Consider the following 13,896-nt stretch of genomic DNA (forward strand, 5'->3'; position numbering starts at 1 on the left):
TCGGACGCGGGTACGAACTCTCCGCACACAACGATTGAGGATTCTCTGATGGAGCTCGGTCTCGTCGGTCTCGGCAAGATGGGCGGCAACATGCGCGAGCGCATCCGCCGCGCGGGTCACACCGTCATCGGATACGACCGCAACCCTGACCTCGCCGATGTCCACAGCCTCGAGGAGCTTGTGAGCAAGCTCAAGGGCCCGCGCGTCGTGTGGGTCATGGTCCCGGCCGGCGCCGCGACCCAGTCCACCGTCGACGAGCTCCGCGAGCTGCTCTCCCCCGGCGATGTCGTCGTCGACGGCGGCAACTCCCGCTGGACGGACGACGAGAAGCACGCGGCCCAGCTGGGCGAGAAGGGCATCGGCTTCGTCGACTGCGGCGTGTCCGGCGGTGTGTGGGGCCTGGAGAACGGCTACGCCCTGATGTACGGCGGCGACGCCGAGGACGTGGCCAAGGTGCAGCCGGTCTTCGACGCGCTGAAGCCCGAGGGCGATTTCGGCTCCGTCCACGCGGGCAAGGTCGGCGCGGGCCACTTCGCGAAGATGGTCCACAACGGCATCGAGTACGCCATGATGCAGGCGTACGCCGAGGGCTGGGAGCTGCTGGAGAAGGTCGACTCCGTCACCGACGTACGCGAGGTCTTCCGCTCCTGGCAGCAGGGCACGGTCATCCGTTCCTGGCTGCTCGACCTGGCGGTCAACGCGCTGGACGAGGACGAGCACCTGGACCGGCTGCGCGGTTACGCACAGGACTCCGGCGAGGGCCGGTGGACCGTGGAGGCCGCCATCGACAACGCGGTCCCGCTGCCGGCGATCACCGCGTCGCTGTTCGCGCGGTTCGCGTCCCGGCAGGACGACTCCCCGCAGATGAAGATGATCGCCGCGCTGCGCAACCAGTTCGGTGGCCACGCGGTCGAGTCCAAGAAGTAGATCCACAGGCTGTGCACCCGGCGGTGCACGGCATGCCGGGGAAGGTCGGCGCACACCATGCACGTCACGCATCTGTCGCTGGCCGACTTCCGCTCGTACGCCCGGGTCGAGGTCCCTCTCGATCCGGGCGTCAGCGTCTTCATCGGCGCCAACGGGCAGGGCAAGACCAACCTGGTCGAGGCGGTCGGTTACCTGGCGACGCTCGGCAGCCACCGGGTCTCGTCCGACGCGCCGCTGGTGCGCATGGGCGCCGAGCGGGCGGTCGTCCGGGCGGCGGTCCGGCAGGGCGAGCGGTCGCAGCTGGTCGAGCTGGAGCTCAACCCGGGGCGGGCGAACCGGGCCCGCATCAACAGGTCGTCGCAGGTCAAACCGCGTGATGTGCTGGGCATCGTCCGGACGGTGCTGTTCGCGCCGGAGGACCTGGCGCTGGTGAAGGGCGACCCGGGCGAGCGGCGGCGCTTCCTGGACGAGCTGGTCACCGCGCGCTCGCCCCGGATGGCAGGTGTGCGGTCCGACTACGAACGGGTGCTCAGGCAGCGCAACACGCTGCTGAAATCGGCGGCCATGGCGCGGCGGCACGGTGGCCGCTCCATGGACCTGTCCACGCTGGACGTGTGGGACCAGCACCTGGCGCGGGCAGGCGCGGAGCTGCTGGCACAACGCCTCGACCTGGTCGCGGCGTTGCAGCCGTTGGCCGACAAGGCGTACGAGCAGTTGGCGCCGGGCGGCGGGCCGGTGGCTCTGGAGTACAAGGGGGCCGTGTCCGGGGCACACGGCCGCGAGGCGCTGTACGAGGGGTTGCTCGCCGCGCTGGCGGAGGTGCGCAAGCAGGAGATCGAGCGGGGCGTCACGCTGGTGGGCCCGCACCGGGACGAGCTGGTGCTCGGGCTCGGCGAGCTGCCCGCGAAGGGGTACGCCAGCCATGGCGAGTCCTGGTCGTACGCGCTGGCGCTGCGGCTGGCCTCGTACGACCTGCTCCGAGGCGAGGGCAACGAGCCGGTGCTCGTGCTGGACGACGTCTTCGCGGAGCTGGACGCGCGGCGCCGCGAGCGGCTGGCGGAGCTGGTCGCGCCGGGTGAGCAGGTGCTGGTGACGGCCGCGGTCGACGACGACGTGCCGGGGGTGCTGGCCGGGGCGAGGTACGAGGTGTCGGAGGGATCGGTGGAGCGGCTGTGACGACGGAGCCTCTGCCCGGGCCGTCGGTTCCGGAACCGTCGGGTGTCGACCTGGCGCGGGTCGCGCTGCGCGCGGCGAAGGAGCAGGCCAAGGCGCGGGGGGCGGCGGCGCAGCAGAAGAAGCAGGCCCGGCGGGGCGGGGGCCTGCGGTCGGGTGCGCGGGCGGACGGCCGTGATCCGCTGCCGCTGGGCGCCGCGATCAACCGGCTGATCACCGAGCGCGGGTGGGAGACCCCGGCGGCGGTCGGCGGCGTGATGGGGCGGTGGCCGCAGATCGTGGGCGAGGACCTGGCGAAGCACTGCGTGCCGCTGCGGTACGACGAGGACCCGGACGAGCGGGTGCTGACGGTGCAGTGCGACTCCACGGCATGGGCGACGCAGCTGCGGCTGCTGGCGCCGCGGCTGGTGGCCCGGCTGAACGAGGACCTGGGGCACGGCACGGTCCGGGTGATCAAGGTATTGGGGCCGGGCGGGCCTCGGCGCGGATACGGCGGCCCACTGCGGGCGCCGGGCAGTACGGGGCCGGGCGACACGTACGGCTGACGGCGCGGCGCGGCCGGGGTCGAGACGCTCCGTGCCGGCGGGGCCGGCTCCGTCTCGGGCTCGCCGGTCGGCCGACCCCGTCTCGGCGCCCCTGCTCGGCGCCCCGCGCGCGCTCCAGCCCGCCCCGGCGCGGTGCGGGCGTGAGCGGCCTCCGGCCCCGCCGGATGGCCCCGCCCAGTATCCGGGGCCGACTCCGGGCGTCCTCCCGCTCCGTACCCCCGTACCCCCGTACCCGGCGACGGGTCCCGGCCGAGCCCCGAGGCCCGGTCCCTTACATCAGGCGAACGCATGGCCTGGTGCTCCAGCGCTCCGGCCACGCCTCCGCGCCGCTGCCCCGCCCGGGGCGCCGGCGTCCGGGAGCCAGTCGCGCCCGGCGCTCCGACGCCCGCAGTACCGCGGCATCGGACATCGAGTGCCCCGGCTCCGGCTCCCACCGCCCGCGTCCTGCGACTGCGTCTCGGTATAGGGACCACCTGCCCGCACCCGGTGCCCGCATGATCCCGCGCTCCCTGCCCCGGCGCCCTCCGCGCCGCCTCGCGCACCCGCCTGTGCCGGAGGGCCGACCGCGACGGCCGCGACGGCCGCGACGGTTATGACTGCCGCACCCGCGAACGGTCGCAGCCGCACCGGCCGCAATCGCGACAGCCGCAATCGCGACAGCCGCACCCGCGACAGCCGCACCCGCGACGGCCACAACGGCCATGACGTGCCGCACCGACCGCGACAGCCACAACCGCGACAGCCACAACCGCGACAGCCGCAACCGAACCGCCCCGCAACCGAACCGCCCCGCAACCGAACCGGCCGCGGGGCGGCGAACGACGCCGGTACGGCCGGGTTCGGCCGGTCGCGTGCGGGCCCCGCGGCGGGGTGGGAGCGGGAGTGGGGATGAGGTGGTCGTCACCGTTGCTGGAGGTTGACAGGCCGAAGCGCTGAGTGGCGGCGTGAGGCTCCTGGAGCCCCTTCCCGAATATGGGGGAGTCGGTCGGCGCCGGTTCAGGGCGGCACATGCGGACTCAGGCACCGGCAAGCCCCCATTAATGTCAGAGCTACCGGTAGACTGGTAGGTAATCCCGCCCACGCGGAACATGTCGATCGACGCAGCCGCTCCCGCATGCCCGGAGAGACGGCTTGTGCTGTGCCAGAAAGGGCGCTTCGTGGCCGATTCCGGCAACCCCAACGAGAACATTCCGTCCACTGCCGCCGGCGAGAACGGCGAGGTCACCTCGTCGTACGACGCCAGCGCGATCACCGTCCTCGAGGGTCTGGACGCGGTTCGCAAGCGTCCCGGCATGTACATCGGCTCGACCGGTGAGCGTGGACTCCACCACCTCGTACAAGAGGTCGTCGACAACTCCGTCGACGAGGCCCTGGCAGGGCACGCGGACAACATCGACGTGACCATCCTCGCGGACGGTGGCGTCAAGGTCGTGGACAACGGCCGCGGTATCCCCGTGGACATGCACCCCGTCGAGAAGAAGCCGGCCGTCGAGGTCGTGCTCACCGTCCTGCACGCGGGCGGCAAGTTCGGCGGCGGCGGTTACGCCGTCTCCGGTGGTCTGCACGGCGTGGGTGTGTCCGTCGTGAACGCGCTGTCCACCAAGGTGTCGGTCGACATCAAGCGCGACGGCTACCGGTGGACCCAGGACTACAAGCTCGGTGTGCCCACCGCCCCCCTCGCCAAGCACGAGGAGGTCGAGGACTCCGGCACGACCGTGACGTTCTGGGCCGACCCGGACATCTTCGAGACGACCGAGTACTCCTTCGAGACGCTCTCGCGCCGCTTCCAGGAGATGGCCTTCCTCAACAAGGGCCTCCGCATCACGCTGACCGACGAGCGGGAGTCGGCCAAGGCGACGATGAACGCCGACGACCCGGATGCCGCCGAGACGGCGGAAGAGGCGCCGGCCCGGACGGTCTCGTACCACTACGAGGGCGGCATCGTCGACTTCGTGAAGTACCTGAACTCGCGCAAGGGCGAGCTCATCCACCCGACGGTGATCTCCGTCGAGGCGGAGGACAAGGACCGCCTGCTCGCGGTCGAGATCGCGATGCAGTGGAACTCGCAGTACACGGAGGGCGTGTACTCGTTCGCGAACACCATCCACACCCACGAGGGCGGTACGCACGAAGAGGGCTTCCGCGCCGCTCTGACGGGTCTGGTCAACCGGTACGCGCGCGACAAGAAGCTGCTGCGCGAGAAGGATGACAACCTCACGGGTGAGGACATCCGCGAGGGTCTGACGGCGATCATCTCCGTCAAGCTCGGCGAGCCCCAGTTCGAGGGTCAGACGAAGACCAAGCTGGGCAACACCGAGGCCAAGACCTTCGTCCAGAAGGTCGTGCACGAGCACCTCAACGACTGGTTCGACCGCCATCCGAACGAGGCCGCGGACATCGTCCGCAAGGCGATCCAGGCCGCCACGGCCCGCGTCGCCGCCCGTAAGGCGAGGGACCTGACCCGCCGCAAGGGCCTGCTGGAGTCGGCTTCCCTGCCGGGCAAGCTGTCCGACTGCCAGTCGAACGACCCGGCCAAGTGCGAGATCTTCATCGTCGAGGGTGACTCCGCCGGCGGCTCGGCCAAGTCCGGCCGTAACCCGGAGTTCCAGGCCATCCTGCCCATCCGCGGCAAGATCCTGAACGTCGAGAAGGCGCGGATCGACAAGATCCTCCAGAACACCGAGGTCCAGGCCCTGATCTCCGCCTTCGGCACCGGTGTGCACGAGGACTTCGACATCGAGAAGCTCCGCTATCACAAGATCATCCTGATGGCGGACGCCGACGTCGACGGCCAGCACATCAACACCCTGCTGCTGACCTTCCTCTTCCGCTTCATGCGGCCGCTGGTCGAGGCCGGGCACGTCTACCTGTCCCGCCCGCCGCTGTACAAGATCAAGTGGGGCCGGGACGACTTCGAGTACGCCTACTCGGACCGCGAGCGTGACGCGCTCGTCGAGCTCGGCAAGCAGAACGGCAAGCGCATCCGTGAGGACTCCATCCAGCGCTTCAAGGGCCTGGGCGAGATGAACGCCGAGGAACTGCGCATCACCACCATGGACCAGGACCACCGGGTGCTCGGCCAGGTCACGCTGGACGACGCGGCCCAGGCCGACGACCTGTTCTCGGTGCTGATGGGCGAGGACGTGGAGGCACGGCGATCGTTCATCCAGCGCAACGCCAAGGACGTCCGCTTCCTCGACATCTGAGTCGGCCTCAGCTGACCGTACGAAAGGACTGAAGACCAGCAATGGCCGACGAGAACACCCCTGACACGCCCGACACTCCTGACACGCCCGGCACGCCCGTCACCCCGGCCGTCGTGATGCCCGAGGAGGAGCCCGCCGTCCCCGGCGTGGGCCTCCGTGTGGAGCCCGTCGGGCTCGAGACGGAGATGCAGCGCTCGTACCTCGACTACGCGATGTCCGTCATCGTGTCGCGCGCGCTGCCCGACGTACGGGACGGCCTCAAGCCCGTCCACCGCCGCGTGCTCTACGCGATGTACGACGGCGGGTACCGGCCCGAGAAGGGTTTCTACAAGTGCGCCCGCGTCGTCGGCGACGTCATGGGTACGTACCACCCGCACGGTGACTCCTCCATCTACGACGCCCTGGTCCGCCTGGCCCAGCCGTGGTCGATGCGCATGCCGCTGGTGGACTCCAACGGCAACTTCGGCTCCCCGGGCAACGACCCGGCGGCCGCCATGCGGTACACCGAGTGCAAGATGACGCCGCTGTCCATGGAGATGCTCCGGGACATCGACGAGGAGACCGTCGACTTCACGGACAACTACGACGGCCGTAACCAGGAGCCGACGGTCCTGCCGGCGCGCTTCCCGAACCTGCTGGTCAACGGCTCGGCCGGTATCGCGGTCGGTATGGCGACCAACATCCCGCCGCACAACCTGCGCGAGGTCGCGGCCGGTGCCCAGTGGGCGCTGGAGCACCCCGAGGCCACCCACGAGGAGCTCCTGGACGCGCTGATCGAGCGCATCAAGGGCCCCGACTTCCCGACCGGCGCCCTCGTCGTCGGCCGCAAGGGCATCGAGGAGGCGTACCGCACCGGTCGTGGCTCCATCACGATGCGCGCGGTCGTCGAGGTCGAGGAGATCCAGAACCGCCAGTGCCTGGTGGTCACGGAGCTGCCCTACCAGGTCAACCCGGACAACCTGGCCCAGAAGATCGCCGACCTCGTGAAGGACGGCAAGATCGGCGGCATCGCCGACGTCCGTGACGAGACGTCCTCCCGGACCGGTCAGCGGCTCGTGATCGTCCTCAAGCGGGACGCGGTCGCGAAGGTCGTCCTGAACAACCTCTACAAGCACACCGACCTCCAGACGAACTTCGGCGCCAACATGCTGGCGCTCGTCGACGGCGTGCCGCGCACCCTCTCGCTGGACGCGTTCATCCGCCACTGGGTGACGCACCAGATCGAGGTCATCGTCCGGCGTACGAAGTTCCGCCTCCGCAAGGCGGAGGAGCGGGCGCACATCCTGCGCGGTCTGCTCAAGGCGCTGGACGCGATCGACGAGGTCATCGCGCTGATCCGGCGCAGCGACACCGTCGAGGTCGCGCGCGAGGGCCTGATGGGCCTGCTCCGGATCGACGAGATCCAGGCCAACGCCATCCTCGAGATGCAGCTGCGCCGCCTGGCCGCCCTGGAGCGCCAGAAGATCGTCGCCGAGCACGACGAGCTCCAGTCCAAGATCAACGAGTACAACGGGATCCTGGCTTCCGAGTCCCGCCAGCGTCAGATCGTCAGCGAGGAGCTGGCCGCGCTCGTCGAGAAGTTCGGTGACGACCGCCGCTCCAAGCTGGTGCCCTTCGACGGTGACATGTCCATCGAGGACCTCATCGCCGAGGAGGACATCGTCGTCACCATCACGCGTGGCGGCTATGTGAAGCGCACGAAGACGGACGACTACCGCTCGCAGAAGCGCGGCGGCAAGGGCGTGCGCGGCACGAAGCTCAAGGAAGACGACATCGTCGACCACTTCTTCGTCTCCACCACGCACCACTGGCTGCTGTTCTTCACCAACAAGGGCAGGGTCTACCGGGCCAAGGCGTACGAGCTGCCGGACGCCGGCCGGGACGCCCGCGGCCAGCACGTCGCCAACCTGCTGGCCTTCCAGCCGGACGAGCAGATCGCCGAGATCCTCGCGATCCGCGACTACAACGCGGCGCCGTACCTGGTGCTCGCCACCAAGGCCGGCCTGGTGAAGAAGACGTCCCTCAAGGACTACGACTCGCCCCGCTCCGGCGGCGTCATCGCGATCAACCTCCGTGAGAAGGAGGACGGCAACGACGACGAGCTGATCGGCGCGGAGCTGGTGTCGGCGGAGGACGATCTGCTGCTCATCAGCAAGAAGGCGCAATCGATCAGGTTCACCGCGACGGACGAGGCGCTGCGCCCGATGGGCCGTGCGACCTCGGGCGTGAAGGGCATGAGTTTCCGCGAGGGCGACGAGCTGCTCTCGATGAATGTCGTCCGGCCCGGTACGTTCGTCTTCACCGCGACGGACGGCGGGTACGCGAAGCGGACCGCCGTCGACGAGTACCGCGTCCAGGGTCGTGGCGGCCTCGGTATCAAGGCTGCGAAGATCGTGGAGGACCGCGGTTCGCTCGTCGGCGCGCTGGTGGTCGAGGAGACGGACGAGATCCTCGCCATCACGCTGTCCGGCGGTGTGATCCGTACGCGAGTCAACGAAGTCAGGGAGACCGGCCGTGACACCATGGGCGTCCAGCTGATCAACCTGGGCAAGCGCGATGCCGTCGTCGGCATCGCCCGCAACGCCGAGGCGGGTCGCGAGGCCGAAGAGGTCGAAGGAGCCGTGATCGACGGTGCCGACGACATCGACGTGACCGACGCGACCGAAGAGGTCGTAGACACCGAGGCTGCCGCAGAGAGCGGAGCCGCGGCCGACGCAGCCGAGGGCACGGAGCCCTCGGCCGGGGAGCACGAGGAGTAAAGCGTGAGTAAGGCCACGGGCGCCGGATCGGCCGCTTCCAAGACGAGCGGTGCCCGTGGCCCTGCCACGGACTCCCAGGGGGTTACGGTGACCACGTACGACGACGGCCCGCTGCCTGCCGAGCGGCCCGCATCCGGGCAGCAGACGGCGCAGCCGTACCAACCGCCGCAGGCCTACGACACCCAGGGCGGCGGCGCGGGCGGCGCGGTGCGTCGCCCGCGCACGGGCGCGAAGACGACGCCCCGCACGCGCAAGGCACGGCTGCGGGTGGCCAAGGCCGACCCGTGGTCGGTGATGAAGGTCAGCTTCCTGCTCTCCATCGCGCTGGGCATCTGCACGGTGGTGGCGGCGGCCGTACTGTGGATGGTCATGGACGCGATGGGCGTGTTCTCGACCGTCGGCGGCACGATCAGTGAGGCCACGGGCTCCAACGAGAGCAATGGCTTCGACCTCCAGTCGTTCCTGTCGCTGCCGCGCGTGCTGATCTTCACATCGGTGATCGCGGTGATCGACGTGGTGCTCGCCACGGCCCTCGCGACGCTGGGTGCCTTCATCTACAACCTGTCCGCCGGCTTCGTGGGTGGTGTCGAGCTCACGCTGGCCGAGGACGAGTAGCGGATTTGGGAAGACGCCGCTCCGTGCGCTAATCTTCAGAGGTCAGCGCGGGGCGGCGAGCCCAGCGCGGCGGGGCTATAGCTCAGTTGGTTAGAGCGCATCCCTGATAAGGATGAGGCCACAGGTTCAAATCCTGTTAGCCCCACAGTAGCGATCGGCCCGGACGGAGAGAACTCCGCCCGGGCCGATCGCTTTTCCGGGGCCTGCGCTGGGCGGGGACGTAGGTAACCGATCGGTATCGGTCGTGTGTATAGTCGGGCGCCAGAAGGTCCCTTACGCCAAGGAAAGACGAGGTCGCGCGGTGAAGAAGCTCCTCCTGGTCGCACTGGCCGCCATCGGCGGGCTCCTCGTGTACCGCCAGATCCAGGCGGATCGCGCCGAGCAGGATCTGTGGACGGAGGCGACCGACTCCGTGCCCGCAGGTTCCGGTGTGTGAGTCGCACGCGAGCAGTCTGCGTATGGGCCCCGGCCGCTGAAAAGCAGCCGGGGCCCATTGCCGTCCCGTTCCCTGGAGCGGGGCGCATTGTCGGCCCCCGCGTGGGGCTCATCGCCGCCCCTCGGGGCGGGGGCCATTGCTGTCCGCCGGGGCGGCGCGCGCCTGAAGCTCTTTCCGTGAGCCCGTGAGCCCGTGAGCCCGAGCCCGTGAGCCCGTGAATCCGTGAATCCGTGAGCCCGTGCATTCGTGAGCTCGTGATTCCGGTGTCGCGGTGTCACCACGTCGCCCTCATGGGTTCCCCGCAGCAAAGCATTAGCTGGCCAGAGCACGTTCGTCGGTGTGCGGGTGCGAGGGGCGCGGGGCGGGGCGCCGCGAGGGCAAGCCGGGACGGTTCGGCCGGTGCGCAGACAGCGGCGGGACGGGCGGGGCAGGATGGACCGGCAAGGTGACCGCGCGGCGGTGGGCGGCGCGGTCGTCCTGGTGGCGGGAGCCGCGCTCCCGACGGTGCGGCGGTGACGGCGGCGGCCACGGAGAGGACGGGGAAGCGCGTGATGAGGCGGAGGGGCGTCCGGGCCGGCCGGACGATGCCGGTCGCGGCGGCGGTGCTGGTGGCGGGGTGCCTGACCGTGGTGCCGCCCGGCCAGGCGGGGGCGGCGCAAGCGAGTGCGGCGCCGGCCCCGGCGGTCGGGTCCGGGGGGTACGTCTTCGCCGACGGCATCGAGCAGATCCGCGGCGCGGCGACCACGAACGACGCGCCCGCGCTCACCGCGGGCGCCACGTACAAGGACGCGATCAAGGGCGGTGCCCAGCTGGTCTACCGCCTGGACCTGGACGCGAGGACGAACGCGTACGTCTCCGCCGTAGCCGTCCCGGAACCCGGCAGCACGGTCGGCACCTTCGACGGCCTCAAGGTGTCCCTCCAGGACCGCAACGGCTACAACTGCAGCGCCAACGAGTCGCGTTTCGGCTCGGCCGAGTTCCCCCGGCCGCTCGCGGCCTACGCCCACCGGACGATGGACCGGAGCAGCTCCTCCTGCCAGGAGGCCGGCGCGTACTTCGTCGTCATCGAGCGCCGTGGCAAGGACGCCGGTCCGGGCACCTGGGACCTGGAGATCCGGCACGAGCTGGAGCCCGGGCCGAGGACCGAGGGGCCGACCGCGGCGCCCGAGAACTGGCCCAGCGCCTCGCCCCCGGCACCGGCCGGCGGGCCGCGGGAGCGCGCCGGCGGGGCGGGGTTCTCCGAGGCGACCGGCCTCACCGAGGGCGAGTGGAGGGACCGGATCGAGCCGGGCCGATCACGCTTCTACCGGGTGCCGGTGGACTGGGGGCAACAGCTCTTCGTCAGCGCCGACCTCGCCAGCTCGTCCGGCCGCGGCCTCGTGTTCAGCGCCCTCGACGTGACGCTGTTCAACCCGATGCAGGGGGTGGTCGCCGGCTCCGTCTCGGTCCCGTACGACGGAAAGCAGAAGTCCGCCGACCTCGAACCGCTGCCGCCGGTCAAGTACGAGAACCGTTTCGACTCCGACGCGCAGTTCGAGAACACCCGCTTCGCGGGCTGGTATTACCTGCGCGTCAGCCTGAGCCCCCGGGTGGCGGAGGAGTTCGGCGAGAAGCCGTACGGGCTCACGCTGCGGATCAGCGTGGAGGGCACCCCCCAGGCCGGCCCCGGGTACGCGGGCCCGCCCGGCATCTTCGACGTCACGGAGGCGGACAAGGACGCGGCGGCGACCGGCCGGAGCGGTCCGGAGGCGGCGGCGAGCGGCACGATGAAGCTGGTCGCCGCGGCCGGTATAGGGACCGGCACCGTCCTCGTACTGGGGCTGGCCGCCTGGACCCTGCTGGCGCGGCGGCGCGCGGCGCGGGCGCAGACGCCCCCGGGCCCGGAGCCGGCGCGGCATGGAGCGCCCACGGCCTGGTGAGCGGGGCTCCGGCGGGCCGGCTCAGGCCTGGGTGAGCGCCCAGATGCCGACGGCGAAGCAGATCAGGGCCACGAACAGCACCGGGACCGTCACCTTCGGGGGCGGTCCCGGCCGCTTCCCCGCGAGCGGCCCCCGCTGGGCGGGCGCCGGCGGGGCCTGCCCCGTGTACTGGCGGGTGAGCGGGGTGGACGCGGGCGGGTGGGGCACCGCCACGGTCGGGACGTGCGGGAGACCGGGAGCGGCGGCGGGATCGGGCCACGCCGCGGGCACCGCGCCGGGCGCACCGGTCGCACCGGTCGCGCCGGGCGCACCGGGCGCGCTGGGCGCGCCGGGCGCATCGAGCGAGCTGGGCGCACCGGTCGCGCCGGAGGGCACGGGGTGGGGAGCGGTGCCGGAGGGCACGGGCGCCGGTGCGGAGGGTGGCGTTCCGGGGGGCAGGGGGGCCTCGGGCCGGGGGTGCGCCTCGGGCCGGAGGTGTGATGCCGACTGTGATGTCGGCTGCGGTGCCGGTGAGGGCTGTCGCGGCGGTGGGGCCAGGTGGAAGCTCCCTGTCTCCGACGGGGCAGGCGACCACGCCCCGGCCATGGAGGGCTGGGCCTCCGGCTCGGCGGAGGGCCTCAGCGGGCCCTCGGGTCCGAAGCCCGCGGGGAGGGGACCGATCTGGTCGAAGACCTCGACCGGTTCCTCGTCGGCCGCCGGGGCGGGCAGTAGCTCAACGGCGGCCGTCAGCGCCTTGCGCGCGCCCGTGGCCGTACGGAACCGAGCCCCCGGGTCGGGCTGGAGCAGGCCAGCGAGCACCTGCCACAGCGGCTCCGGCACGCCCTGCGGGGCACCGGGCGTGCCGTGCGCGGCGAAGTGCTCGATCAGGGCCCGGGAGTCGGGCTTCTGCCCCTGCAACAGGTACAGCGCCACCAGGCCGACCGCGAACAGGTCGGCCGGGAAGTCGGGCTCCGCGCCCATCATCTGCTCGGGGGCGAAGTAACCGGGAGTACCCACGACGTAGTTGGTCTCGGTCAGCCGGGGCTCACCCTTGCGCATGGAGATGCCGAAGTCGGACAGCCGCAGGTGCGGCCGCCTCGTCCCGGTCGCCTCCAGCAGGATGTTGGCCGGCTTGATGTCGCGGTGCACGACTCCCTCCGCGTGCACCGCGGCGAGTCCGGAGAGCAGTTGGTCCAGCAGGGTGCAGACGAACCGGGGCGGCAGCGGGCCGTAGTCGCCGATGACGTGCGCCAGCGACCCGCCGGTCACCAGGTCCATGGTGAACAGGACCTTGTCGTCGTCGGCCGCCCAGCTGGCCGGCGCGAGGACATGCGGGTGATCGATCCGCAGCGCCTGCTCCCGCACGAAACGCAGCAGGGCGTGCGCGTCGCTCTGCTGCAGGACCTTGGCCGCCACGTAACGGCGCCGGCGGTGGTCCCAGGCGCGCCAGACGGCGCCGGCGCCACCCCGTCCGACCGGGTCGATCAGCTCGTACCGCCCGGCGAAGACCTCACCCATCGTGCTGCGCCCGCTCCCCGTCGCCCGTCCGGTGTCCTGTCGATCAGCTCTGGTGCGACTCGTAGTGGGCGACCGCGTCCGCGGTGCGCCCGGCGCCGTACACCCGGAGGAACTCTGCCAGTTCGGGGTGCGACGGGGCGAGGGAGTCGGCGGCGTCGATGATGTCACCGGCGGCCGCGACCGAGCGGAGCAGCGACTGGATCTCGCGCACCACGCGGCGGACGGTCGGCGCCCCGGAGCTGTTCGTCGTCTGGCTGGTGCCCGTGAGGACCGAGCCGCCCTGGGACTTCTTGATCTCGTCCATCCGGTCCGTGGCCTCCACCGCGCTGACGCTGCCGTCGGCGACCTGTCCGGCCAGTTCCTGGAGTGCCTGCACACGCTGGACCACGGCCGGGTTACCGATCTTGGCGCGCTGGCCGCTCATCAGCTGGGAGAGCATCGGGGCAGACAGTCCGAGCACCGCGGCGAGGCGTGCCTGGTTCAGACCCAGGTCGTCGATGAGCCTGCGGAACAGCGCCCCCAACGGCTCCCCGTACCAACTGCGCTGAAGCTCCCTGGCTCTCGCGGTCGCTTCCTGCTGTGCTGCATCCATTGCGTCTCCCCATCGCTTCGGTTCGCTGCTGCGAACCTTGTCCAGCATCTTACGGAGAGTGGTTGCGGACCGGGAGTCCCAAACCTTTTGCGAGGCACCCCCCGACACCCGGTACTCTGGTCTGCGGCACGCGCCGTGAACCGGCCGTCCCGGGGCCTTAGCTCAGTTGGTAGAGCGCTGTCTTTGCATGGCAGATGTCAGGGGTTCGACTCCCCTAGGCTCCACGC

The 13,896-nt window shown here is 71.0% G+C and carries 10 protein-coding genes and 2 tRNA genes; 10 read left to right on the plus strand and 2 right to left on the minus strand.

Going from position 1 to position 13,896, the window contains the following annotated elements; translation table 11 throughout:
- The first annotated feature begins 48 nt into the window (after nucleotides 1-48).
- The 9 genes from gnd (at nucleotide 49) to ABD347_RS00160 (ending at nucleotide 11,580) form a co-directional block, all read left to right on the plus strand.
- The gene (gene gnd / locus ABD347_RS00120) at nucleotides 49-927 is read left to right on the plus strand and encodes a phosphogluconate dehydrogenase (NAD(+)-dependent, decarboxylating) (protein WP_344354919.1); all 879 of its coding nucleotides are present in this window, start codon (nucleotides 49-51) and stop codon (nucleotides 925-927) included.
- Between the two features lie 57 nt (nucleotides 928-984).
- A complete protein-coding gene (gene recF, locus ABD347_RS00125; RefSeq protein ID WP_344354922.1) occupies nucleotides 985-2,103 on the plus strand; it encodes a DNA replication/repair protein RecF in 1,119 nt (372 codons plus the stop codon).
- Nucleotides 2,100-2,645 carry a DciA family protein gene (locus ABD347_RS00130; RefSeq protein ID WP_425575537.1) on the plus strand — a complete coding sequence of 182 codons (546 nt, stop codon included), beginning with the start codon at nucleotides 2,100-2,102 and terminating at the stop codon, nucleotides 2,643-2,645. The genes recF and ABD347_RS00130 overlap by 4 nt, the downstream gene beginning before the upstream one ends.
- Nucleotides 2,646-3,778: 1,133 nt before the next feature.
- Complete coding sequence (gene gyrB / locus ABD347_RS00135) at nucleotides 3,779-5,851, plus strand: DNA topoisomerase (ATP-hydrolyzing) subunit B (RefSeq protein WP_344354925.1); 2,073 nt, start codon at nucleotides 3,779-3,781, stop codon at nucleotides 5,849-5,851.
- A gap of 41 nt (nucleotides 5,852-5,892) precedes the next feature.
- Entirely contained in the window at nucleotides 5,893-8,610 is a 2,718-nt protein-coding gene (gene gyrA / locus ABD347_RS00140; protein ID WP_344354928.1) for a DNA gyrase subunit A, read from the plus strand.
- Nucleotides 8,611-8,613: 3 nt separating this feature from the next.
- A complete protein-coding gene (locus ABD347_RS00145) occupies nucleotides 8,614-9,225 on the plus strand; it encodes a DUF3566 domain-containing protein (protein ID WP_344354931.1) in 612 nt (203 codons plus the stop codon).
- A 71-nt stretch (nucleotides 9,226-9,296) separates the two neighbouring features.
- Nucleotides 9,297-9,370 (plus strand) — tRNA-Ile (locus ABD347_RS00150).
- A gap of 156 nt (nucleotides 9,371-9,526) precedes the next feature.
- The gene (locus tag ABD347_RS00155; RefSeq protein WP_003958712.1) at nucleotides 9,527-9,661 is read left to right on the plus strand and encodes a DLW-39 family protein; all 135 of its coding nucleotides are present in this window, start codon (nucleotides 9,527-9,529) and stop codon (nucleotides 9,659-9,661) included.
- A 551-nt stretch (nucleotides 9,662-10,212) separates the two neighbouring features.
- Nucleotides 10,213-11,580, plus strand: coding sequence for a hypothetical protein (locus tag ABD347_RS00160; RefSeq protein WP_344354933.1), 1,368 nt, complete (start codon nucleotides 10,213-10,215; stop codon nucleotides 11,578-11,580).
- A 21-nt stretch (nucleotides 11,581-11,601) separates the two neighbouring features.
- On the opposite strand, the gene ABD347_RS00165 is transcribed toward ABD347_RS00160, so the two are convergent.
- Both ABD347_RS00165 and ABD347_RS00170 read right to left on the minus strand, forming a co-directional pair.
- On the minus strand, nucleotides 11,602-13,077 hold the full coding sequence (locus tag ABD347_RS00165; protein ID WP_344354936.1) for a serine/threonine-protein kinase: 1,476 nt from the start codon (nucleotides 13,075-13,077) through the stop codon (nucleotides 11,602-11,604).
- A 43-nt stretch (nucleotides 13,078-13,120) separates the two neighbouring features.
- Nucleotides 13,121-13,669, minus strand: a complete 549-nt coding sequence (locus tag ABD347_RS00170) for a helix-turn-helix domain-containing protein (protein ID WP_344354938.1) — start codon at nucleotides 13,667-13,669, stop codon at nucleotides 13,121-13,123.
- A 151-nt stretch (nucleotides 13,670-13,820) separates the two neighbouring features.
- On the opposite strand from ABD347_RS00170, the gene ABD347_RS00175 reads away from it, so the two are divergent.
- A tRNA-Ala gene (locus ABD347_RS00175) sits at nucleotides 13,821-13,893 on the plus strand.
- The last annotated feature ends 3 nt before the right edge of the window (nucleotides 13,894-13,896 follow it).

It is taken from the genome of Streptomyces gobitricini, from assembly GCF_039532985.1.
GTDB lineage: Bacteria > Actinomycetota > Actinomycetes > Streptomycetales > Streptomycetaceae > Streptomyces > Streptomyces gobitricini.

Bases quoted from the DNA above. Each gene is read 5' to 3' on its own strand.
- ABD347_RS00170 (WP_344354938.1), bottom strand. From the start codon at position 13,669: ATGGATGCAGCACAGCAGGAAGCGACCGCGAGAGCCAGGGAGCTTCAG.
- ABD347_RS00160 (WP_344354933.1), top strand. From the start codon at position 10,213: ATGAGGCGGAGGGGCGTCCGGGCCGGCCGGACGATGCCGGTCGCGGCG.
- recF (WP_344354922.1), top strand. From the start codon at position 985: ATGCACGTCACGCATCTGTCGCTGGCCGACTTCCGCTCGTACGCCCGG.
- ABD347_RS00165 (WP_344354936.1), bottom strand. From the start codon at position 13,077: ATGGGTGAGGTCTTCGCCGGGCGGTACGAGCTGATCGACCCGGTCGGA.
- gnd (WP_344354919.1), top strand. From the start codon at position 49: ATGGAGCTCGGTCTCGTCGGTCTCGGCAAGATGGGCGGCAACATGCGC.
- gyrA (WP_344354928.1), top strand. From the start codon at position 5,893: ATGGCCGACGAGAACACCCCTGACACGCCCGACACTCCTGACACGCCC.